Source organism: Drancourtella sp. An57, from assembly GCF_002161525.1.
Classification (GTDB): domain Bacteria; phylum Bacillota; class Clostridia; order Lachnospirales; family Lachnospiraceae; genus Sellimonas; species Sellimonas catena.
On the sequence record NZ_NFHY01000004.1, the window covers coordinates 60,933 to 85,170 of the forward strand.

The 24,238-nt window shown below is 45.8% G+C and carries 17 protein-coding genes and 1 riboswitch; of the genes, 16 read left to right on the top strand and 1 reads right to left on the bottom strand.

The genetic code is table 11. From position 1 onward, the window contains the following. Window positions 1-31 precede the first annotated feature (31 nt). From B5G11_RS04285 to B5G11_RS04320, 8 genes are all read left to right on the top strand, one after another. Window positions 32-1,243 carry a transglutaminase domain-containing protein gene (locus B5G11_RS04285; RefSeq protein ID WP_158099209.1) on the top strand — a complete coding sequence of 404 codons (1,212 nt, stop codon included), beginning with the start codon at window positions 32-34 and terminating at the stop codon, window positions 1,241-1,243. 160 nt (window positions 1,244-1,403) lie between these two features. Next, a complete protein-coding gene (locus tag B5G11_RS04290) occupies window positions 1,404-2,474 on the top strand; it encodes a carbamoyl phosphate synthase small subunit (RefSeq protein ID WP_087252306.1) in 1,071 nt (356 codons plus the stop codon). After that, window positions 2,474-5,674 (top strand): carbamoyl-phosphate synthase large subunit, encoded by a 3,201-nt coding sequence (carB, locus tag B5G11_RS04295; RefSeq protein WP_087167786.1) that lies wholly within the window; start codon window positions 2,474-2,476, stop codon window positions 5,672-5,674. Before B5G11_RS04290 ends, carB begins: the two co-directional genes overlap by 1 nt. Window positions 5,675-5,761: 87 nt before the next feature. Continuing rightward, the gene (locus B5G11_RS04300; RefSeq protein WP_087167787.1) at window positions 5,762-6,436 is read left to right on the top strand and encodes a response regulator transcription factor; all 675 of its coding nucleotides are present in this window, start codon (window positions 5,762-5,764) and stop codon (window positions 6,434-6,436) included. Between the two features lie 7 nt (window positions 6,437-6,443). Next, on the top strand, window positions 6,444-7,451 hold the full coding sequence (locus tag B5G11_RS04305) for a sensor histidine kinase (protein WP_087167788.1): 1,008 nt from the start codon (window positions 6,444-6,446) through the stop codon (window positions 7,449-7,451). Between the two features lie 133 nt (window positions 7,452-7,584). After that, a complete protein-coding gene (locus B5G11_RS04310) occupies window positions 7,585-8,352 on the top strand; it encodes an ABC transporter ATP-binding protein (RefSeq protein WP_087167789.1) in 768 nt (255 codons plus the stop codon). Further along, window positions 8,345-10,324 carry an FtsX-like permease family protein gene (locus tag B5G11_RS04315; RefSeq protein WP_087252307.1) on the top strand — a complete coding sequence of 660 codons (1,980 nt, stop codon included), beginning with the start codon at window positions 8,345-8,347 and terminating at the stop codon, window positions 10,322-10,324. The genes B5G11_RS04310 and B5G11_RS04315 overlap by 8 nt, the downstream gene beginning before the upstream one ends. 84 nt (window positions 10,325-10,408) lie before the next feature. Further along, window positions 10,409-10,762: a cupin domain-containing protein gene (locus B5G11_RS04320; protein ID WP_243272985.1), complete on the top strand. Its 354-nt coding sequence runs from the start codon at window positions 10,409-10,411 to the stop codon at window positions 10,760-10,762. A gap of 109 nt (window positions 10,763-10,871) precedes the next feature. Here the strand turns inward: B5G11_RS04320 and B5G11_RS04325 are convergent, their stop codons facing one another. After that, the gene (locus B5G11_RS04325; RefSeq protein ID WP_087252308.1) at window positions 10,872-11,975 is read right to left on the bottom strand and encodes a threonine-phosphate decarboxylase; all 1,104 of its coding nucleotides are present in this window, start codon (window positions 11,973-11,975) and stop codon (window positions 10,872-10,874) included. Window positions 11,976-12,215: 240 nt separating this feature from the next. Between B5G11_RS04325 and B5G11_RS04330 the strand changes: the two genes are divergently transcribed. The 8 genes from B5G11_RS04330 (at window position 12,216) to grdB (ending at window position 24,195) form a co-directional block, all read left to right on the top strand. Continuing rightward, window positions 12,216-15,515, top strand: a complete 3,300-nt coding sequence (locus tag B5G11_RS04330; protein WP_343215472.1) for a DUF5717 family protein — start codon at window positions 12,216-12,218, stop codon at window positions 15,513-15,515. Window positions 15,516-15,530: 15 nt separating this feature from the next. Next, window positions 15,531-16,826, top strand: a complete 1,296-nt coding sequence (locus B5G11_RS04335; protein WP_087252309.1) for a DUF5716 family protein — start codon at window positions 15,531-15,533, stop codon at window positions 16,824-16,826. After that, window positions 16,801-17,565 (top strand): hypothetical protein, encoded by a 765-nt coding sequence (locus tag B5G11_RS04340; RefSeq protein WP_087252310.1) that lies wholly within the window; start codon window positions 16,801-16,803, stop codon window positions 17,563-17,565. Before B5G11_RS04335 ends, B5G11_RS04340 begins: the two co-directional genes overlap by 26 nt. Before the next feature lie 92 nt (window positions 17,566-17,657). After that, window positions 17,658-19,088: an adenylosuccinate lyase gene (gene purB / locus B5G11_RS04345; RefSeq protein ID WP_087252311.1), complete on the top strand. Its 1,431-nt coding sequence runs from the start codon at window positions 17,658-17,660 to the stop codon at window positions 19,086-19,088. Between the two features lie 268 nt (window positions 19,089-19,356). Beyond that, complete coding sequence (locus B5G11_RS04350; RefSeq protein WP_087252312.1) at window positions 19,357-20,769, top strand: sodium:alanine symporter family protein; 1,413 nt, start codon at window positions 19,357-19,359, stop codon at window positions 20,767-20,769. A 153-nt stretch (window positions 20,770-20,922) separates the two neighbouring features. After that, window positions 20,923-21,022: riboswitch (glycine riboswitch) on the top strand. Between the two features lie 112 nt (window positions 21,023-21,134). After that, window positions 21,135-21,518 (top strand): GrdX family protein, encoded by a 384-nt coding sequence (locus tag B5G11_RS04355; RefSeq protein ID WP_087167796.1) that lies wholly within the window; start codon window positions 21,135-21,137, stop codon window positions 21,516-21,518. Window positions 21,519-21,588: 70 nt separating this feature from the next. Beyond that, the gene (locus tag B5G11_RS04360) at window positions 21,589-22,869 is read left to right on the top strand and encodes a glycine/sarcosine/betaine reductase component B subunit (protein ID WP_087252313.1); all 1,281 of its coding nucleotides are present in this window, start codon (window positions 21,589-21,591) and stop codon (window positions 22,867-22,869) included. Between the two features lie 18 nt (window positions 22,870-22,887). After that, the gene (grdB, locus tag B5G11_RS04365) at window positions 22,888-24,195 is read left to right on the top strand and encodes a glycine reductase complex selenoprotein B (RefSeq protein ID WP_087167798.1); all 1,308 of its coding nucleotides are present in this window, start codon (window positions 22,888-22,890) and stop codon (window positions 24,193-24,195) included. The last annotated feature ends 43 nt before the right edge of the window (window positions 24,196-24,238 follow it).

Consider the following 24,238-nt stretch of genomic DNA (forward strand, 5'->3'; position numbering starts at 1 on the left):
TAGACAGTAAAGGATGATTACGGAGAAAAGCATGAGAAAAAGAGAAAACAGATTCTTAAAAGGATGCGTTGTTCTGTGCGTCATATTGATTCTGGCAGTTGCGGCAGGACTTGCCGGTTTGTTCCGCGGGTCTGTGTCAACGGTTAAAGAGAGGACTGCTTCTTCAGCAGAACAGCCGGTATTTCAGGAAGTCGAAATTCCGGCCGAAGAAGTAGCGGAGAAATTTTATTACAGTACGTTAAGTGAAGAAGAACAGCAGGTGTATCAGGCCGTTCTTCAGGGTGTCCGGAATAATTCGGAAACGATCAACGTGGAGATGACAGATGCAAAGCGGGTCAACCAGATTTATGAATTTGTTCTGAATGATTTCCCGGATATTTTTTGGTGTAGCGGTGCGGCGGAGACGACAGCTTATCAGATTCCGGGAGGAGGATATTCTGAGTTTTGCCCGGAGTATACCTACGAGGGGGAACAGAAGGAACAGATGCAGGCACAGATTGAAGCGGAGGCAGAGGCCATTCTTGGTGCGGCGGATGTATCACAGAGCGATCCGGAATATGACAGAATCCGGTATGTCTATGAATATGTTATCCGTTCGGTTGACTATGTGGAAAATGCAAGTGACAGTCAGAATCTCTACAGCGCGCTTGTCAATAAGGAGTCTGTTTGCGCCGGTTATGCGCGGGAGACCCAGTATCTTCTGGAACGGCTTGGAGTATTCTGCACATATGTCACAGGGACAACCAGAGGACAGCCGCACGCATGGAATCTGGTCCGGTGTGACGGGAACTATTATTACGTGGACACCACCTGGGGCGATCCGGTCTTCCTTCAAACCGACGGCGGGTCGATTCCGGAAGAACAGCAGATTCAGTACGATTATCTTTGCTGCAGTGAACAGGAACTATTCCGGACGCACGAACTGGATGCAGATGTTACATTTCCGTCCTGTACTGCTGTGAACGATAATTACTATGTAAGAGAGGGATGCTATTACCAGCGTTTTGACCAGGACCGGATGCAAAAACAACTGAATGAGGAGATTTCTTCCAAAGAGCCGGTTTCTGTCTTCAAGTTTTCAGGGCAGTCAGCTTACGAAGAGTCCAGAGACAGGCTTATGAACGGGCTGATACGGGATGCGGCATCGATTCTGGCACAGCAGAACGGCCTTTCAAGTGCCCGGTATTCCTATCAGGACGATCCGGTTCTGTGTAAGATCACCGTTTACTGGCAGTATGAATAAAAAGGAAGAAAATTCCGGAAAAGCGTTGAAAAACAAAAAGAGATATGGTAAAATCTTTACAATTTGAGAAGGAGGGCGCTCGAGTATCGAAAAGACACTCATGCGCCTTTCTTTTTGCGCAAACAAACATATAGAAACTACGAAGGGATAAGGTGAAGCTATGAAAGCATTTCTGATTTTGGAAGACGGAACCGTCTTTGAAGGAACAAGCATCGGCTCGAAGAGAGAGATGATCAGTGAAATTGTCTTTAACACCTCTATGACAGGTTATCTTGAGGTCCTTACGGATCCTTCTTATGCCGGACAGGCAGTTGTCATGACTTACCCGTTAATTGGAAATTATGGAATTACTCCTGACATGGAGTCGAAAAAAGCGTGGCCGGACGGCTATATTGTGAGAGAACTCTCCAGAATGCCGAGCAATTTCCGGTGCGAAGGAACGATACAGGAATTTCTGGAAAAGCAGGATATTCCGGGCATCGCAGGCATTGATACCCGTGCTCTTACGAAGATCCTGAGAGAAAAGGGAACCATGAACGGTATGATTACAACCAATGCTGCCTATAATCTGGAAGAGGTACTTCCGAAGATTGCGGCATATGAGGTTGGAGACGTTGTTTCCAAAGTAACATGTAAAGAGTCTTATGTGCTTCCGGGAGACGGCTACAAGGTTGCGCTGATGGACTACGGCGCAAAGAACAACATTGCCAGGTCCCTGAATCAGAGGGGCTGTGAGGTTACCGTGTATCCGGCTCATACAAAGGCGGAGGAAGTACTGGCGGCAAACCCGGACGGGATCATGCTTTCCAACGGTCCTGGAGACCCGAAGACATGTACCGATATTATCGAAGAAGTCAGAAAGTTTTATGAAAGTGATGTGCCGATTTTCGCGATCTGCCTTGGGCATCAGTTGATGGCACTTGCAAATGGGGGAGATACCCACAAGCTGAAATATGGACACCGCGGCGGAAACCATCCGGTGAAAGACCTGAGCACAAACCGTGTTTACATTTCCTCACAGAATCATGGTTATGTCGTTGATGACGCAACCTTGAGTCAGGAAATCGCAAAGCCGGCGTTTGTCAATGTCAATGACGGAACCAATGAAGGAATGGAATACACCGGAAAGAAGATCTTTACCGTACAGTTCCATCCGGAAGCATGTCCTGGACCGCAGGACTCCGGATATCTTTTTGACCGGTTTATGGAAATGATGGGAGGGGACAGATAATGCCAAGAAATCAGGATATTAAAAAAGTATTAGTAATCGGATCCGGGCCGATTGTCATCGGCCAGGCAGCTGAATTTGACTATGCAGGAACACAGGCCTGCCGTTCCCTGAAAGAGGAGGGAATCGAAGTTGTACTTCTTAACTCAAACCCGGCCACCATCATGACAGATAAGGATATTGCAGACAGGGTTTACATCGAGCCTCTGACGGTAGAAGTAGTAGAAGAACTGATCCGCAAAGAAAAGCCGGACAGTATTCTTCCGACACTGGGAGGCCAGGCCGGACTGAATCTTGCCATGGAGCTGGATGAGGCAGGATTTTTAAAAGAAAACAATGTGCGTCTGATCGGAACGACATCCGAAACAATCAAAAAGGCGGAGGACCGTCTGGAATTCAAGGCCACAATGGAAAAGATCGGAGAGCCGGTGGCGGCATCCCTTGTCGTGGAAAACGTACCGGACGGCGTGGCATTTGCAGAGGAGATCGGTTATCCGGTCGTTCTGCGTCCGGCTTATACCCTTGGCGGAAGCGGCGGTGGTATTGCCCATGACCGGGAGGAAATGGTGGAGATCCTGGAAAACGGACTTCGTCTTTCCCGTGTGGGTCAGGTACTTGTAGAGCGCTGCATCGCAGGATGGAAAGAGATTGAATATGAAGTGATGCGGGATGGAAATGGAAATTGCATTACCGTATGTAATATGGAAAACATCGACCCGGTCGGTGTTCATACCGGAGACAGTATTGTTGTGGCACCGTCTCAGACGCTGGGGGATAAAGAGTATCAGATGCTGAGAACTTCTGCTTTGAATATTATCAGCGAGCTGAACATTACCGGAGGGTGTAATGTGCAGTATGCTCTTCACCCGGATACGTTTGAATACTGTGTTATTGAGGTCAATCCGCGTGTGAGCCGCTCTTCTGCACTTGCATCCAAGGCGACAGGATACCCGATTGCAAAAGTGGCGGCAAAGATCGCACTTGGCTATACTCTGGACGAAATCAAAAACGCCATTACCGGAAAGACTTATGCAAGTTTTGAGCCGATGCTGGATTACTGTGTTGTCAAGATCCCGCGTCTGCCGTTTGATAAATTTATCAGTGCCCAGAGAACACTGACTACACAGATGAAAGCGACCGGGGAAGTCATGAGTATCTGTGACAATTTCGAAGGCGCGCTGATGAAAGCAATCCGTTCTCTGGAACAGCATGTAGACAGCCTGATGTCCTATGATTTCTCGGATCTGTCTGATGAGGAACTGATGGAAAAGCTTCATATTGTAGATGACAGACGGATCTGGATGATTGCAGAGGCCCTGAGAAGAGGCGTTTCCTACGATGTCCTTTACAGCATTACAAAAATTGACAAATGGTTTATTGATAAATTCGCCATCATTGTAGGGATGGAGAAAGCCCTGAAAGACGGACCGCTGACACCGGAACTCTTAAAAGAAGCAAAACGGATCGAATTTCCGGATCATGTCATTGCATCTCTGACCGGTAAGACCGAGGGAGAGATCCATCAGATGCGCGTGGACAACGGAATCCGTGCGGCATACAAGATGGTAGATACCTGTGCGGCAGAGTTCGCTGCAAGCACACCGTACTATTATTCTGTATTCGGCAGTGAAAATGAAGTAGAAAAAACAAGTGGAAAGAAGAAAGTTCTTGTCCTTGGCTCCGGCCCGATCCGCATCGGTCAGGGAATCGAATTCGATTTCTGCTCCGTACATTGTACCTGGGCATTCAAAAAAGAAGGCTATGAGACAATCATCGTCAATAATAACCCGGAGACAGTCAGCACTGACTTTGACATCGCAGACAAGCTTTATTTCGAGCCGTTGACACCGGAAGATGTGGAAAGCATCGTAGATATTGAGAAACCGGACGGCGCTGTTGTGCAGTTCGGAGGACAGACAGCCATCAAGCTGACCGAGGCACTGATGAAGATGGGAGTTCCGATCTTCGGTACTTCGGCAGAAAATGTAGATGCAGCGGAAGACAGAGAACTCTTTGACGAAATCCTTGCAAAATGTAAGATTCCGCGCCCGACAGGTGGAACGGTCTTTACAGCAGAGGAAGCGAAAAAGGTTGCAAACGAACTAGGTTATCCGGTTCTTGTAAGACCGTCCTACGTTCTTGGCGGCCAGGGCATGCAGATTGCCATCAACGACCATGATATCGACGAGTTTATCGGAATCATCAACCGGATCGCACAGGAGCATCCGATTCTGGTAGACAAGTACCTGATGGGAAAAGAGATCGAGGTTGACGCGGTGTGCGACGGAGAAGATATCCTGATTCCGGGTATTATGGAGCATATCGAAAGAGCCGGTATTCACTCCGGAGACAGTATCTCCGTTTACCCGGCCCAGAGCATTTCAGCAGTAACAAAGCGGAAGATCGAAGAGTACACAAGAAGACTTGCCAGAGCTTTGAATGTCATCGGTATGATTAACATTCAGTTCATTGTTTGCGGGGAAGAAGTGTACGTCATCGAGGTGAATCCAAGATCCAGCCGTACCGTTCCGTATATCAGCAAGGTGACAGGCATCCCGATCGTTCCGCTTGCAACAAAAGTTATTATCGGACATAAGATCCGTGAGATGGGATATACTCCGGGACTGCAGAAAGAGGCGGAATACATCGCAATCAAGATGCCGGTATTCTCTTTTGAGAAAATCCGCGGGGCAGACATCAGCCTTGGACCGGAAATGAAGTCCACCGGAGAATGTCTTGGAATTGCGAAGACCTTTAACGAGGCATTATACAAAGCCTTCCTTGGAGCAGGTATCAAACTTCCGAAATATAAGAATATGATTATGACCGTGCGGGATGAGGACAAGCCGGAAGCGGTAGAGATCGGACGCAGATTCGAGGCTCTCGGATACCGGATCTTTGCAACAGCCGGAACAGCGGAAGCCCTCAAAGAAGCAGGGGTAAAAGCAATTTCTGTCAACAAGATCGAGCAGGCATCACCGAACCTTCTGGATCTGATCCTGGGACATGAGATTGACCTTGTCATCGATACTCCTCCGCAGGGAGCAGATCATGCAAGAGATGGATTTACGATCCGCAGAAATGCCATCGAAACAGGTGTGACTGTACTGACTGCGATGGATACGGCAGGAGCACTGGTGACAAGCCTTGAAAATACCAATATCAAAGAACTGACTTTGATTGATATCGCAAAAGTTCAGTAGTATAATTGAAGACAGAACATAAAAGAGAAGCGCTATGGTCCATCCGGATCATAGCGCTTGGTAATTTGACAGCAGGAGGGAAGCGTTATGTACAAAATTCTGATTATCGAAGATGATATGACCATTGCAGAAACCCTGGCATCCCATCTGACCCGGTGGGGATATGAGGTGAAATATGTGGAGGATTTCAAGAATATTCTGGAAGAGACGGCGGCCTGTTCGCCGCACCTTATTCTTCTGGACATCATGCTGCCGTTTTTCAACGGGTTCCACTGGTGCCAGAGAATCCGGGAATTTTCCAAAGTGCCGATCATCTTCCTGTCATCGGCGTCTGACAATATGAATATCGTCATGGCCATGAATATGGGCGGAGATGATTTTGTAGAAAAGCCGTTCGACCTGAATGTTCTGACGGCAAAAGTTCAGGCACTGCTGCGGAGGAGTTATTCTTTTCAGGGAAATATCAATGTGATTGAGCATAAAGGCCTGATTCTGAACATGAGTGACGCTTCGGTTCTGTATGAAGGTGCGCGGATTGATCTTACGAAAAATGAATATAAAATTTTACAGTGCCTGATGGAACGTGCGGGGAAAATTGTCTCCCGGGAGGACATTATCACGAAACTCTGGGAGGACGACAGCTTTATCGATGACAATACGCTGACAGTCAATATGACAAGGCTGAGGAAAAAGCTGGATAAGGCCGGCCTGCCGGATATCATTCTGACCAAAAAAGGAATCGGTTACATGATAAAGGAGTGAGAGAACCATGGTGAAAGGATATTTGAAAGACAGGATGCTGGCCTGGGCGGTTTTTCTGTTTTTTTACGCGGCATTGTTTCTGATCGGATATTTATATGATATTCCGATGGAAAAGGTCTTTTATATAGCAGAGTTTACTCTGGCCGGAGCATTTCTCTGTTTTCTGGTGGATGTGACGAAATATGCAGGCCGGTGGAAAGAACTGAAGCGCCGGATCGAGACGATGGATACCTGTTCCGGAACATTTTATACATCACCTGGAGCGATGGATGCTCTTTACCGGCAGCTGATTGAGAAGATGGCACATGAAAAGGAAGAGGTTCTGTACGAGGATGGACTCAAATATAATGATATGATGGATTACTACGGCATGTGGGCGCATCAGATTAAGACTCCGATCGCCGCCATGCGGATTCTTCTGCAGTCCGGCCGGGAGAGTGAAGAAGAAAAGATTGACCGGAAACTCTATGATTCTCTGCAGATGGAGCTGTTTAAGACGGAACAGTATGTGGAGATGGTGTTGTCCTACCTGAGAATCGGTGACATATCCAAAGATATGGTATTGACAAACTGCGATCTTGGGAAAGTGGTGCGTCAGGCCGTCAAGAAGTACTCCAGACTGTTTATCCTGCAAAAGCTCTCGCTGGAACTGGGTGAAATCAAGGAGACGGTGCTGACAGATGAAAAATGGCTCTCCTTTGTGGTAGAGCAGATCCTTTCCAATGCGCTGAAGTATACGAAAAAAGGAAAGATTTCCATCTATATGAAGGACGGTGACCATCTGGTGATTGAAGATACCGGAATCGGGATTTCCAGCGAGGATCTTCCGAGAATCATGGAGAAGGGCTATACCGGATATAACGGCAGAAAGGACAAAAAGTCCACCGGAATCGGCCTTTATCTCTGCAAGAAAGTGATGGACAAATTAAACCACGGGATTCAGATTTCCTCCCAACCGGATAAAGGAACAAAGGTGACACTGGACCTGGGGCGCAGGGAACTGGATGTGGAATAAGCGGGATTCTCTACCTTTCAAAATCGTAAGGTTTGCGGATGGATTGTAAGCCGAATCGATGGAAAAGACCATCGGGGGTTGACTATAATAAAGGCATAGAAAAGAACAGAATTTCAGAAAGGTGGAGAAGCAGATGACGATTCTTGAAGTGCAGAATCTAAAGAAAACATATACAACACGTTTTGGAGGGAATCAGGTAGAAGCCCTGAAAAATGTGACCTTTTCCGTGGAAGAAGGAGAGTATGTCGCAATCATGGGAGAGTCCGGTTCCGGAAAGACGACACTTTTGAATATTCTTGCAGCGCTGGATAAGCCGACAGGCGGGCGCATCAAGCTGAAAGGGAGAGATCTTTCTACAGTGCCGGAGAGGGAGATCGCAACATTCCGGAGACAGAATCTGGGATTTGTATTCCAGGATTTTAATCTTCTGGATACTCTTTCCATCCGTGATAATATCTTCCTTCCGCTTGTGCTTGCAGGAAGGAAGTATCCGGAGATGGAAAAGCGGTTGGAGCCGATCGCAAAGAGTCTTGGAATTTATGAGCTTCTTTCCAAGTTTCCCTATGAAGTATCCGGAGGACAGAAGCAGCGGACGGCGGTGGCCAGAGCATTGATTACCAAACCACAGTTGATTCTTGCAGATGAGCCGACCGGTGCGCTGGATTCCAGGGCTGCAGACGATCTGCTGAACCAGTTTTCAAGGATTAATCAGACGGGACAGACCATTCTTATGGTAACCCACTCTGTGAAAGCGGCAAGCCATGCCGGCAGAGTCCTTTTCATCAAAGATGGCGAAGTCTTCCATCAGATTTACCGGGGCAATATGAAAAATGAAGAGCTGTACCAGAAGATTTCAGACACCTTGACGGTACTGACCACAGGAGGTGAGCGGCATGTTTAAATCGATTTACATCCGGCTTGCATTCACCAACCTGAAGAAAAACAAACGGTCGTATCTTCCGTTTCTGGTAACCAGCATCATCACGATCATGCTGTTTTTCGATATGTCGATCATCATGGACAATTCCGGAATTAAAGAAATGCCGGGGGCAGGCAGCATGAGAAGCATTCTCGGATTTGGTACAGTCATTGTTGCAATCTTCGCGTGTGTATTTCTTTTCTACACAAACAGCTTCCTGATCAAGCAGAGGAGAAAAGAGATCGGCCTTTATAATGTTCTCGGAATGGGAAAGAAAGAGATTGCCATTATGATGTTCTGGGAATCCTTGATGGTCGGAGGCGCCAGTATCCTGGCGGGAATTCTTGGCGGAATTATCCTTGGAAGACTGATGTTTCTTCTGCTCTATAAGATTATCGGATATCAAACATCCCTTCAGTATGAAGTGACGGGCAGCAGTATCAGCACGACCCTGATTCTTTTTGCGGTAATTTTTTTTGTAGCATTTGTATCCAATCTGATTCAGGTGCGTAAAGCAAATCCGATTGAACTTCTCAGAGGCGGAAATGTAGGTGAAAAAGAGCCAAAAACCAAGATTTTGCTTACTGTTTTCGGAGTCGTGACAATCGCGGCAGGTTATATACTGGCCAATATCGTAGAAAATCCGATTGAAGCGATCAGTGTCTTCTTTGTAGCGGTGCTCCTTGTCGTTATCGGAACATACGCGTTGTTTGTTGCAGGAAGTATAGCATTTTTAAAACTTCTGAGAAAAAATAAATCTTTTTATTATAAGGCGAAACATTTTCATTCTGTCTCCGGCATGATTTACCGGATGAAGCAGAATGCAGTAGGACTTGCCAATATCTGTATTTTGAGTACAATGGTACTGGTTACGCTTTCAACGACAGTCGGCCTGAATCTGGGAATGGAAAACATAATGGGAAACCGGTTTCCGAAGGAGCTGATTCTGACCATTGAGCAAAGTAATGAAGAAACGATCCGGACTGTGGATACGGTAGTGGCGGAAGAACTGAACCGGCAAGGGATCCGGCAGGAAAACGGATACCGGTGTCAGTCTGTTTCCATGGTGACGGATAAAGAAAAAGATGGATTTTCCTTCTATGCGTTCGGCAGTCTCTTTTACCCTAACCGGGTGCTGGTACAGCTTGCTCCGGTATCATACTATAATGAGATGATGGGAGAAAATCTGGAGCTTTCGGATCAGGAAGCAGTCATATACACTTCTTCCAAAACGCCTTATGGAAAGGATCATTTCCGGATTGAAGACACGGAGTTTACCATTGTAGAAGAGCCGGATGCAATTCCGATGGAAAAGAAGCAGAACTTCCCTGTAATGGAGTCTTATATCCTGTTCGTCAAAGATCAGACGGTCATTAACAATCTGATCTCATCCCTGCCGAAATCCGGAGAAGTATCGATGGAATATTCCTATGGGTTTGATCTGACCGGAAGCGAAGAGAAAAAAGAGGCAGCAGCAGAGGCCATTACCAACAGGATTCAGAATGATTACGGAATCGGAGGATACCTGGAACTCCGGGGCGTCTACGAAGAAGATTTCCATATGTTTTACGGAAGCTTCTTCTTCCTTGGAATTTTCCTCGGCGGTCTGTTCCTGATGGCAACCGTACTGATTATCTACTATAAGCAGATTTCCGAAGGATTTGAGGACCGGAACCGGTATCAGATCATGCAGAAAGTCGGCATGAGCCGGCGGGAGGTTAAAAAAACCGTCAACAGTCAGATCAGGATGGTATTTTTCCTGCCGCTTGGACTTTCGGTTCTCCATCTGGCAGCGGCATTCCAGCTGATTCGAAGACTTCTTTCGTCATTTAATCTGACGAACACAAACCTGATTGTTGCATGTACAATTGGAACGGTTCTTATCTTTGCGTTGATTTATGCGTTTGTCTTTAAACTGACGGCAAGAGAATATTATAAAATTGTTACCAGATAACCGGGAAAGGGCACTGTGTTTGAAAATGCAGTGCCTTTGTGTTATGATAAAACCAGTTTGGAAAAGAAGCAAAAGGAGGGCAAGATGATGATTACACATAAGGAAGAACGGGAAATTCAAAAGGCAGAGCACGCTTCCGGCGGTGCGGGATACATTCTCAAAGAAGCACTGATCAAAGGAGAACAGCTTGGAGATGGCTGCGGCATGTTCAGCGAGGTGACAATCAAGCCCGGATGCGAGCTTGGATACCATGAGCATCATGGCGAAACAGAAACGTATTACCTTTTAAAAGGAAAGGGAATCTACAATGAAAACGGCACAAAACGCGAAATCTGCGCGGGTGATGTGACGTTCTGCCCGGACGGAGAGGGCCACGGACTTGTAAATGACGGAGACGAGGATATCATATTTATCGCTCTCATCCTGAAAAAGAAATAAAAAAATCTACAGGATTTCCGCATGCGGCGGGCTGCTTTTGCAGCAGCGTTTTCCGCTGCAGTGCGGTTTTTTTCTGTAGAATCATCTTTCGGGAGAAGAATTCCCGGACTTATCGCGATTTTGCGAAAAATTCCTGGACTGCCTGGAGCAGTGCGGTATTCTGTTCCGGAAGCATCAGGCAGAACCGGAAAAACTGAGTTCCGAGTCCCTCGAAAGAGGAACAGTCCCGGATCATCAGCTTCTGGCGGATCAGGCAGTCAAAAAGACCGGATGCCGTGAGGGAAGGATCCAGGATCTCGACAAGCAGGAAGTTGCTGTCGCTCGGATAGACACGAAGAGCAGGAATTTCAGAAAGTCCTTGTATCATGCGGATACGCTCGCCTGATATGAGGGCTTTTGTTTTAACGATAAACTCTTCCTCACAGAACAGATGCTCTCCGGCAAAGGCTGCAACACTGTTGACACTCCATGGATTCTGGTGCGTCTTTACATGATCAAGAAAAGCACGGTTTCCGGATGCACCGTACCCGAGACGGAGTCCGGGAGCAGCGAAAAATTTGGAAATTCCCCGGATTACCATCAGATTCGGGAACCTGGAGACGAGAGACATCGCAGAAACTTCTCTGTCGGCGAATTCCGCATAAGTCTCATCGATCATTACAAAAATACCGGCTTTCATACATCCCTCCAGAAGTTCCGCAATCTCTCCGGTTGCAAGTGCGCGGGCGGTCGGATTGTTTGGATTGCAGAGAATCAGAAAGTCTGCATTGTGAGCCGTCAGAAAGTCAAGCAGATCATCCGTGTCAGGCTGAAAGAGGTGTTCCTTTTTCGGAAACCATGTTGTAAAAGAGATTCCGGCAAGATTCAGTTCCCTTTCGTACTCCGAGTAGGAAGGACCGATCTGAACGGCACGTTTTCTCCCGGAGGACTGAATCAGCAGAGAAATCAGCTCGGTAGAACCATTGCCGACAAGAACATGGTCCGGGGAAATATGACAGTAGTTACCGATTGCCTGTTTCAGACCTGTATACTCCCGGTCCGGATAATGAGTCATCAGGCGGGAAAAATTCTGACAGACAAGTCCGGCTGTTTTCGCGGGAAAACCGAGAGGATTAACATTTGCGGAAAAACAGATAATTTCCTCCTGCGGCAGATGGTAATATTGCGCGACCTGCTCGAGATCGCTTCCATGAAAAGCGGTTGACTGGCTCATAGTGTATGTCCTCCTAATATTTATGGTTACAAGTTAAACTCGTACTCCGGAGCAGGCAGATACATCTTATATGCAAGCATGCCGCTGTATCTGTCTGCTCCGAAATACTGTGTGAACAGTAACAACTTTTTTGACAAGTTTTGATAAATTTTGCACAGGCATTGCCATATGACAGGGAATAATGTTATAATTTCAATTATAGTATATCTGATAAAAAATGCAATGCAAGAGGTGGAAGGCTTGAAAAATAAGATTAAACGCTTTTCAAATGGAGATTTTAGTAAGGAGCAGCCGGATGTAAGGTTTTCAGAGACCAACCTGGTGCTTTTGATTGGAGAAGGGGAAACATTTCAGGGGAATTTTACGATTGAAAACAGAAAAGAAGCACCGGTAAGAGGACTTGTCTATTCCTCCTCTTTCCGGATACATCTGAAAGAGAGTGGATTTGAGGGGAATCCGGTTGTGATTTCATTCACCTACGATGCAGAAGGGCTGGAGCCCGGATACGTGGAAAACGGAACATTTACCGTGGTTTGTAACGGAGGTGAATATGAGCTTTCCTTTACAGCAGTGATTGAGCGCCCTTATCTTATGACATCCCATGGAAAGGTGCAGAACATGAAGGATTTTAAACTCCTGGCGATGAAGGATTTCCTGGAAGCGCGCAGGCTGTTCCGTTCCATGAGTTTTTATGAGATCCTGCGGTATGAAAATCCAAGGGTGGTGGCGCTCTATAATAATATGCGGAAATGGTCTCTTGGAGAGCAGGCAGTGGAGGAGTTCCTTGTGGGAATCAAGCAGAAGGAATGCCTCTTCCTTTCTCTGTCCGAGTACGAAAAGAAGTTTGAAAGCCCGAATGAGGCGGTGCGGGAGAATATAATCATTACCAAAAATACATGGGGTTATATGCCGATCCGTGCCTCTGTGGAGGGTAATTTTATCCAGATCACGCAGAAGGAGTTTACAACCGATGATTTTGTCGGAAATACGCTGGGATTCCATTATGTGATTACTCCGCAGGTTCTTCATGCCGGAAGAAATTTCGGCCGGATTATTTTTACAACTCCGTACGAACAGATTGCGTACGAGATCGAGGTGACACGGGAAGGAGTGCATACTCCGAAGCATGAGCAGACCTTTTATATGACACAGATTATAAAAGGATATTTTTCCTGTATTACCGGAACGAGCGATCTGTTAAGCTGGGCAGAGGATACGGTGCAGCTGGCCGGGCAAATGGAAAATCTTGGACGGGATGCGGCATTTTGTTCTCTTGTAAAAGCGCATGCATACCTGGAAAGCGGTCAGACCGAGGAGGCCGCCAGGATTATCGAAGAGTATAATTACGGACGGTTCGACATGATGAAGCGTCCGGAAAATACAACATATTATCTGTATCTGACGGCACTTCTGAAAAAGAATGCAAACCATACAGAACATGTGACCGATGAGATAAAGAAGGCATATAATAAGCACCCGAAAATGTGGAGCGCTCTTTGCATGCTTGTTGATATTGATCCGGAATACAGAAATATTACAAGAAGGCTTGCCGCGCTGGAGAAGCATTTCTATGCAGAAAAAGCAGGTCATACACTTCTGTACCTGCAGGCGTTTAAATGTTACCGGGAAGATCCGGTCTGTCTGAAGAAACTTGGAAATTTTGAAATTCGGGTTCTGAGTTTTGGATCCAGATACGGCCTGTTTACACGGGAGCTTGCCCTCTATACAGCGAATCTGGCAGGGCAGCAGAAGAAATTTGACAGACAGCTTTTCAGACTTCTGAAACGTCTGTATACAGATTATCCGGACCCGATGGTGCTGACTTCCATCTGTACGCTTCTGATTAAAGGAAATCAGATCCGGTCCGAGTATTTCAAATGGTATGAGCTTGCGGTAGAACAGGAGATGAAAATCGTACAGCTCTATGAATATTATATGATGACCATCGAGGAGGAGCGAGTCAAAGATCCGCTTCCAAAAGCGGTATGCCTTTACTTTATGCACGGGAATACGCTTACTTATGAAAAGACAGCGTTTCTTTATGCCAATATCATACAGTTTCAGGATGAGACAGGAGAGATTTACGCCTACTACCGTGACAAGATGGAGGCGTTTGCGTGGGAACAGCTTCTGAAGCGCCATATCAATGAGCCGCTTCGGATTATCTATAAGAAATTCTGCACGGAAGAAAATATGACGGAAGACAGGCTGGAAGCGCTTAACGATATCTGTCATGCTTACGAAGTCAGGACAAAGCTCCCGTTTATGAAGTCTGTCATGGTGATTGAGGAAGACGGGGAAATCCACCAGAGAGTCGGCGTTGTTGATGGCAGCGCGATGATTTTCCTCTACGATAAAGATTCCAGAATTATCTGGGAATCCATGGACGGACGGCATTATACCGATTCGATTCCATATGAAACGACCAGACTTTTTTATGAGATGCGTTTTGTCGAACTGTGCAGAAAATTTGAAAAGAAACCGGATCAGGAAGAAGAATCCGTGCCGGTTCCGGAGCTTTCCTTTGAGAATATCGAGAAACATGGAATGGAGCTGTTTGCGGACGAGGAGATTTTTGACCTTTGTACGAAGAAAATTCAGGAAGACGGATATGAAGAGGAGGAGACTCTTCTGGAAGTATGTTTTGTCCTCTTCCAGAGAGGCCATTTCGACAGGACGACACTGACGTATCTTTCCATGTATTACTGTGGGGCTACCAGGAATATGAAACAGGTGTGGCGCGCGGCGAAAAAGGAGGGGGTACCTTCCGGCAAGATTGCAGAGCGTATCATCACACAGATGGTCTTTTCCGAAAATATTTTCGGAGAAGAGGAAATTTTCTGCGATTACTATGACAGTGGAAACGGGTATTTCCGCCTGATCAGAGCGTATCTTGCGTATATCTCCCGGGAGTATCTGATGCGGGAACGTCAGACAGGAGAGTCGGTATGGAAAGTTGTGGAGAAGGAAGCAGCTGTTGGAGAGCAGCTTCCGGATATCTGCCGGATTGCATATTTAAAATACTATTCAGAGCATGATCTGGAAAGCGCGTCGGAGGAACTGCTTAAACGTTTCTTAAGAGAACTTTGTGAAAAACAGGCTGTCTTTCAGTTCTATCTGAAATATCCAAGGCCATGGCTGCAGGAGGTGATGCTGTATGATAAGAGCATTATTGAATACCGGGCCAAAAAAGGAAGCCAGGTTGTAATTGAATACAAGATCAGAAAAGCGAAAGACCAGGAAGATGAACAGCCGTATCAGAAAGAAATTATGCCGGCTGTTTATGAGGATATTCATGTAAGGACATTTATTCTTTACAGCGACGAGATTCTCGAATACTACTTTAAGGAATTGAAGATGGATGGAAGTACGGCAGTGTCCGAAAAACATGTACTCCGCCTTGACGGTGAAATACCGGCTGTCGGAACTTACGGACGGCTTGATGATATGTCGGAGCTTACAAAAGAAGCCCTGAAACAGGCCATAAATGAGTACAGCCGTGAGAAGGAACTGTCACAGGAATTATTTATGTTATACTAGAATAGGAGAGGGATCATGATGGAAAATGGTGGATATATCATCGGATATGATCTGAATGAAAACGGATGTCAGATCAGTTACTTTGATGAAGAAAAGCATGAGCTCAAGACACTGGAAGTGGCAGCTGACAATTACCAGATTCCGCTGATGGTAGGACATTATAAAGAAGCATGGATGTTCGGGCGCGAAGCGCAGAGAGCAGCGATGATGGACAAGGGGTGGGTGGTTTCCGATCTTTACCGGAAAGCGCAGAGAAATGAGCAGATTGAAAAAGAGGGGACTGTCTATGAGGCAAGATGGCTCCTTGGAAAATTTATTGAATTGACACTGCAGACATTCCGCAAGAAAGAAGTGACCTTTGTTTCGTTTACAGTACCCTGGATTGATCAGGAGATCCGTACATTTTTGAGAGAAGCAGGGGCGCAGGCGGGAGTAGATAAAGCGCGGGTCTATGCAATGGATTATCGTGAAAGTTTCTGTTATTATATGCTTTATCAGCCGAAAGAGCTTTGGCAGTATGAGTCTGCTCTCTTTTACTGTGACCGGGAAAAGATTGAGGCGTATATGTTGAAGCAGCTGAATACCGACTACCGGAGAGAAAAAGAGAATTTCGTCAGCGTGGAAAAGGTTGCAGAAGCCCAGATGGAAGAGCTGAAAGCGGTTTATCCTGTGCTCAATGTCGACAAGGCCAGAAATGCGGACGAACGGTTCCGGCACTTTATTCAGGGAGTGTTTGATAAAAAGCATGTTTCTTCTGTTTACCTGACGGGAGAAGGATTTGAAAACAACTGGTATCCGAATTCGCAGAAAGTGCTTTGCAATGGACGCAGGGCTTTTATCGGCAATAATCTCTACAGCAAAGGAGCCTGCTACTGCGGACTGAAAAAACGGTCCAATTCTCTTGATGTGCCGACGTATCTGGATGAAACAAAGCTGATGGAGCAGATTTGCCTGAAGATGAGGATCGATGGGGTGGATATCTGGTATCCGATTGTCGAGTTCGGAACACACTGGTATGAAGATACCCGTGAATGGGAGGTGCTCCTTGAAAACACCGAGGATATTGAAATTCATATCGAATCCCTTGCAACAGGCCAGTGGAACGTAGAGACTGTTTCCTTCGCGGGAATGCCGAAACGGAAGGAATATTCCATGAAACTGATTGTCCGCACGGAATTTGATGACGAGCGTACCTGCCGGCTGAGCTTCAGAGATGCAGGATTTGGAGACTTTTTCCCGGCTACGGACTTCAAGGTAGAAAAAATAATTCATCTGGGAGGTACCAATGGGCAGTTTAATTCTTTGTCATAACAAAAAAGCATCACAACCGTACAAGATTACACGCATTCACAGAAAGATCTATACAATAGAAGAACTGTGCTACTATCTCTGCAATAATCTCTATCTGATTGATTATACGATCATGAATGAAAAAATCTGCGAGTGGCTGTATTCGGAACTGGATATGCGGGAACTGGCAGGAGAACTTCTAGATCTGATCCAGAAAAAGGGGACCATTGAACAGTTCGTGCTCCGCATTCTGGAGCATGCCAGAATTTACTCGGAACCGGAGATGGAACATATCCGGAATGTACTGGACAGACTGAAGGATCAGAAAGAGATTGAACGCAGAAAATATAAGGCGGACAATCTGCTGGAAAGCGGTGAATATGAATCTGCGATTCTTGTCTATCTGTCCATTCTGCAGGATGAGAGAGATGAATCCGCGGGAGAACGGTTTTACGGCAAGGTGTACGGATGTCTTGGAGCAGCTTACGGAAGGGAACTTCTCTATGAGCAGGCAGCGTCCATGTACAGACAGGCATATGAGATCTGTCAGGATGAGACAATGCTGACGGCCTATATCTATGCCTGCTCCAGATATATGCAGGAGGATGAATACCGGAAACTTCTCGAGGAAAATCCGTCTTATTCCCGGACGGCGGACCGGGTAGAGCAGATGATTGAAGAAAAGGAGAGCGGGATGAAAGAAGAAGCGGCGCCGGAGATCCTGGAGAAATGGAAGCATCAGTACCGCCGCTATCTATAGAAACGTATTATATTGCGTTTCTCTTTGTTCTGTAGTATAGTAGGAATGCAAAAAGGCCGACAGGCCGAAACTAAGAAAAGGAGCATGGAAAAGTGAACGACAGATATCAGAGTCCATTATCAGAACGGTATGCAAGTAAAGAAATGCAGTATATTTTTTCTCCGGATATGAAATTCAGAACGTGGAGAAAACTTTGGATCGCTTTGGCGGAAACGGAAAAGGAACTGGGACTTCCTATTACGGACGAGCAGATCGAAGAGCTTAAGGCACATGCGGATGACATCAATTACGATGTTGCAAGAGAAAGGGAAAAGCTTGTGCGTCATGACGTTATGTCCCATGTCTACGCTTATGGTCAGCAGTGTCCGAAGGCAAAGGGAATCATCCATCTCGGAGCGACTTCCTGTTATGTTGGAGATAATACAGATATTATCGTGATGGCAGAGGCATTGAAACTGGTCAGAAAGAAACTGGTCAATGTAATCAATGAGCTTGCCGGCTTTGCGGATCAGTATAAAGCGCAGCCGACTCTTGCGTTTACTCATTTTCAGCCGGCGCAGCCGACGACGGTAGGCAAGAGGGCAACGCTCTGGCTCCAGGAATTTTTGATGGATCTGGAAGATCTGGAGTATGTAAGCGGAACATTAAAGCTTTTAGGTTCCAAGGGAACGACCGGAACACAGGCAAGCTTTCTGGAACTTTTTGACGGAGACCAGGAGACGATCGACAAAATTGATCCGATGATCGCGAAGAAAATGGGCTTCTCGGCCTGCTATCCGGTTTCCGGACAGACTTATTCCAGAAAAGTGGATACAAGAGTGCTGAACATTCTTGCAGGTATTGCTGCCAGTGCACATAAAATGTCAAACGATATCCGGCTTCTTCAGCATCTGAAGGAAGTGGAAGAGCCGTTTGAGAAAAATCAGATCGGCTCCTCGGCTATGGCATATAAGAGAAACCCGATGAGAAGTGAAAGAATCGCATCACTTTCCAGATACGTGATGATCGACGCGCTGAACCCGGCCATTACTTCGGCTACCCAGTGGTTTGAGAGAACACTGGATGATTCGGCAAATAAGCGTCTTTCCATTCCGGAAGGATTCCTTGCCATTGACGGTATTCTGGATCTCTGCCTGAATGTGGTAGACGGACTGGTCGTTTATCCGAAAGTCATCGAGAAGCGTCTGATGTCAGAACTTCCGTTCATGGCAACAGAAAACATCATGATGGATGCGGTAAAGGCAGGCGGGGACCGTCAGGAACTGCACGAGAGAATCCGCGAACTTTCCATGGAAGCAGGAAAGAATGTGAAAGAGAAAGGTCTTGACAATAACCTTCTGGAACTGATTGCGGCAGATCCTGCATTCAACCTGACGCTGGAAGAGCTTCAAAAGACAATGGATCCGGTCCGCTATACAGGACGCGCGAAAGAGCAGGTGGAGGCGTTCCTTGCGAATGTGGTACGTCCGGTACTGGATCAGCATAAAGATGAGCTTGGAATAAAAGCGGAAATAAATGTATAGAACAAAATGACAAAAATTTGGCAATGTGCATAAAAAGTAAAGAAACTATAATTAAGATGCATATTTTAAGGAGGCTGGAACCCCCTGAAACAGTGGGATTCCGCCTTCTTTTTTTGCGTTGAAGCAGAAAGATAAAATAAAAACTGGATAAAATAAACAAAAAATATATAAAATTCATTAAATTATTGTAAACTAAGCTTAAAAATGGTATGATAGATACATCAGGAAAAAATATTCAAAACATCTATAGGGCAAAGGAGGGGTTGTTATGGAAACATTGAACAACATCGTACTAACTATTCAAGACTATCTGTCGAACTATATCCTGATCGTAGCACTTGTAGGAGGAGGTATCTGGTTTTCCATCCGTACCGGTTTCATTCAGGTCCGTGGCTTCACGGAAGGCCTGAGACGTACATTCGGCGGATTGTTTTCCAAAAAAGGAGAAGCGGGAAAAGACGGAATGAGTTCTTTCCAGGCGCTGGCGACAGCGATTGCTGCTCAGGTAGGAACTGGTAATATTGCAGGAGCTGCGACAGCGATTGCGATCGGCGGTCCAGGTGCTGTATTCTGGATGTGGGTGGCAGCATTCCTTGGCATGGCGACGATCTACTGCGAGGCAATTATGGCACAGAAGTACAAGAAAGTCGGCAGCGACGGAATTATAACAGGAGGACCTGTTTACTACATTCGCGCAGCATTCAAAGGTACATTCGGCAGAGTACTTGCAGCGATTTTTGCGGTACTTCTGATTTTCGCACTTGGTTTCATGGGTAATGCAGTTCAGTCTAACTCTATCGCATCTTCTTTCCACACGGCATTTGGTATTCCGCAGTGGATCACAGGTGTAGTTGTAGCAGTTATTGCATTGTTCATTTTCACAGGCGGAATGAAACGTATTGCAAAAGTTACCGAGCTTATGGTTCCGCTTATGGCGGCACTTTACATTGTCGGTTCTCTGATTATTATTATCTATAACTGGAGAAATATTCCTCTGGCATTTGAGCAGATTATTGTAGGCGCATTTGCACCTGATGCTATCACAGGCGGTGCGATCGGTGCTACAGTTTCCAAGGCGATTACAAAAGGTGTTGCACGAGGACTGTTCTCCAACGAAGCCGGTATGGGTTCCACACCTCATGCACATGCGGTTGCAAAGGTAGATCATCCGGTAGAGCAGGGATTTGTGGCAATGACAGGTGTATTCATTGATACGTTTATCGTTCTTACAATGACAGCTCTCGTTATTGTAACAACTCAGGCGCTTCCGAAGTCCTATGAAGTGGTTGAAGGCGGATATTCCGCAGCAGCACTCAGCCAGTTTGCGTATTCGACTCTTTATGGAAAAGGCGGAGAGATCTTTATTGCGATCTGTATGTTCTTCTTCGCTTCCTCTACCATTATCGGATGGTACTTCTTCGGAGAAGCGAATATCAAGTATCTCTTCGGACCAAAAGCAGTTCCGGTTTATTCGGTTCTCGTTTGTGTATGCGTAGTACTTGGTTCTCTTGCACAGGTTGACCTTGTATGGAATATGGCAGACTGCTTCAACAGTATGATGGTTGTTCCTAACATTATCGCCCTCTTTGCATTGAGCGGTATGATCAAGAAGACCCACGACGATTACTTTAAAAACTTCCTGCCGAAGCATCCTGAGCTTCAGAGAAAGAAGAAAAAATAACAAAGAGCGTATCAACATGAACAAGAGAAATGGTTTATAGAAAAAAACTATGTGCAAATCGAATAAAAAGCTGGAAATCTATAAATCGATGTGGTATACTCTAAACAGAATTGTGAAAGACATATTCTGCGCATATGACAATTGAATAGTGGGATGATTTTTCCTGCGAGAGAGTTCGCAAATGAACCGCCGAAGATGCAAACCTTACAGACCAAAGGTGAAACTTTCAGGCAAAAGGATCAGGGAAAGGACCACATTCTGAATCGTGTATGACAAATATATCAGGATGACATACATAAGACAGAAGGGCGGCCTTGTATTCTGCTTCGGCGGAAGTCAGCCGTCCTTTTTTAATAGGTGGAGCCATGAAGAAGGATTATAGAATTATAACAAACAACCCGCTCGTTCGTGAAAAGCTCGGGCAGGATCATGATGTGGAGTTTTATGACTGCTCATATGAAGATGTTTTGAAAAAAGTAAAAGAAGAAGTATGTAAAGGGTACAAGCTCTTAACGCATCCGCTTTCCGGAAGTGTTAAGCCGAATGAAACACCTTACAAATCAGTAATGGTTTCCCGAAAGAGCGGCGAGACAGACCTGATGGGAATTGAAATTATCGAACGGGCCATTGCCTCCGTCAGCAAGTTTCAGTTCAAATCGGATAAATATGCACCGCAGGTTTATGAAGATTTCAGGCTGATTGATTACACATTAATATCCAGTGCACTTCCGTCGGCAGATGCCTGGTAAAAGAAAAAGGCTATAAAGTACTGGGGTACTTTGGGGCATAGATTTCATTATTTAGAAGGAGGGAATTACAGTGAGATTAGAAGTTGGACACATTTTTATCAAGGACATCCAGTTTGGCACTGAGTCTAAAATTGAAGACGGTGTTCTTTATGTATCCGAAGAAGCTGTAAAAGAAGTTGTCCTTGAGGACGAGCACATCAAAAGCGTAAAATTTGACATCGCAAGACCGGGAGAAAGCGTAAGAATCACACCGGTAAAAGACGTTATCGAACCTCGTGTAAAGGTTGAAGGACGCGGAGGAGTTTTCCCGGGAGTTATTTCCAAAGTTGACACAGTCGGCGAAGGAAAAACATACGCATTAAAGGGAATGGCTGTCGTAACAGCAGGTAAGATTGTCGGATTCCAGGAAGGTATCATCGATATGACAGGCCCGGGAGCTGACTACACACCATTCTCCAAACTGAACAACTTTGTAGTTGTATGTGAGCCGGTTGACGGAATCAAACAGCATGAATATGAAGCAGCGGTACGTTTCGCAGGTTTCCGTGTTGCTGTATATCTCGGTGAACTCGCAAGAGAACTCACACCGGATGAAACAAAAGTATATGAAACATATGGAATCAAAGAAGGAATGGAAAAACTTCCGGGACTTCCGAGAGTAGCATATGTACAGATGCTTCAGAGCCAGGGACTTCTGCATGATACATATGTATACGGCGTTGACGCAAAGAAAACACTTTCTACAATCATCAACCCGACAGAAGTAATGGACGGTGCAATCGTTTCCGGTAACTGTGTATCTGCATGTGACAAGAACCCTACATACGTACACGAAAACAACCCGGTTGTACATGACCTCTTTGAAGAACACGGCAAGACAATCAACTTCGTATGCCAGATCCTGACAAACGAAAACGTATACCTTGCTGACAAACAGCGTTCTTCTGACTGGACAGCAAAACTTTGCCGTCTTCTTGATCTGGATGCAGTTATCGTATCTCAGGAAGGATTCGGTAACCCGGATACAGACCTTATCATGAACTGTAAGAAAATTGAAGCAGAAGGCGTTAAGACTGTCATCATCACAGACGAATATGCTGGACGCGATGGAAAATCCCAGTCACTTGCTGACGCTGACGTTGCAGCAGATGCAGTTGTAACAGGCGGTAACGCAAACCAGGTAGTCGTACTTCCGAAACTTGACAAAGTAATCGGAACTCTGGATTATGTCAACACTATTGCCGGCGGTAACGAACACAGCTTACGTGAAGACGGAACAATCGAAGTTGAAATCCAGGCAATTACAGGTGCAACAAACGAAACAGGATTTGGTTACTTAAGCGCCAGATAGTGAAGGAGGAAGAAAAAGATGTTAAAAGTAGTTCATTATATCAATCAGTTCTTCGCTAATATTGGTGGAGAAGAAAAAGCTGATTACCCGGTAGAAGTTCGCGAGGGCGAAGTTGTCGGACCAGGTATGGCATTTAAACAGGCATTCGGAGAAGAAGCAGAAATCGTTGCTACTATCATCTGCGGTGACTCTTACTTCAACGAAAACCTTGACAAAGCAAAAGCAGAAATTATTGAAATCGTTAAAAAATACAACCCGGATGTATTCGTAGCAGGTCCTGCATTCAATGCCGGACGTTACGGTGTTGCCTGCGGTACAATCTGTGACGCTGTACAGGAAGAACTTGGTATTCCGGCAGTGACAGGTATGTACACAGAAAACCCTGGTGCTGATATGTTCAAAAACAAAGTTTACACAGTAGCTACAAAGAACTCTGCTGCAGGAATGAGAAAAGCAGTCGGAAGCATGGCTCCGCTTGCTCTTAAACTTGCAAAACATGAGAAGATCGGTGCTTCCTGTCAGGAAGGTTATATGCCGAACGGTGTTCGTGTAAACTTCTTCGAAGAAAAACGCGGATCCAAACGTGCCGTTGAAATGCTTCTTAAGAAGATCGCCGGCAAACCGTTTGAAACAGAGTATCCGATGCCGACATTCGACAGAGTTGCTCCGAATCCGGCTGTAAAAGATCTTTCCAAAGCAACAATTGCACTGGTTACATCCGGTGGTATTGTACCGAAGGGAAATCCGGATCATATTGAAAGCTCCAATGCTTCCAAATACGGTGAATACAGCATTGCAGGCGTAGATGATCTGACAGAAGAAACATTCGAGACAGCACATGGCGGATACGACCCGGTATACGCAAACGAAGATCCGGACCGCGTACTTCCGGTGGATGTTCTCCGTGAAATGGAAAAAGAAGGTAAGATTGGAAAACTGTATGATAAATTCTATACAACAGTTGGTAACGGAACAGCCGTTGCTTCTGCAAAAGCATTCGCTGAAGAGTTCGCTCCGAAGATGAAAGCTGACGGAGTTGACGCAGTTATCCTCACCTCTACATGAGGTACCTGTACGCGTTGCGGTGCAACGCTTGTTAAAGGCATCGAAGCTGCCGGACTTCCGGTTGTTCATGTCTGCACAGTTACACCAATCTCCATGACAGTTGGTGCAAACAGAATCGTTCCGGCTATTGCCATTCCTCATCCGCTTGGCAACCCGGCACTTGATAAAGACGAAGAATACAAACTTCGTAAAGAAATCGTAGAAAAAGCATTAAATGCTCTTACTACAGAAGTTGAAGATCAGACGATTTTCGATAAATAAGAGTCTGAAAACGCCCTCTTGATTGGCGTCATGTGGAATTCAG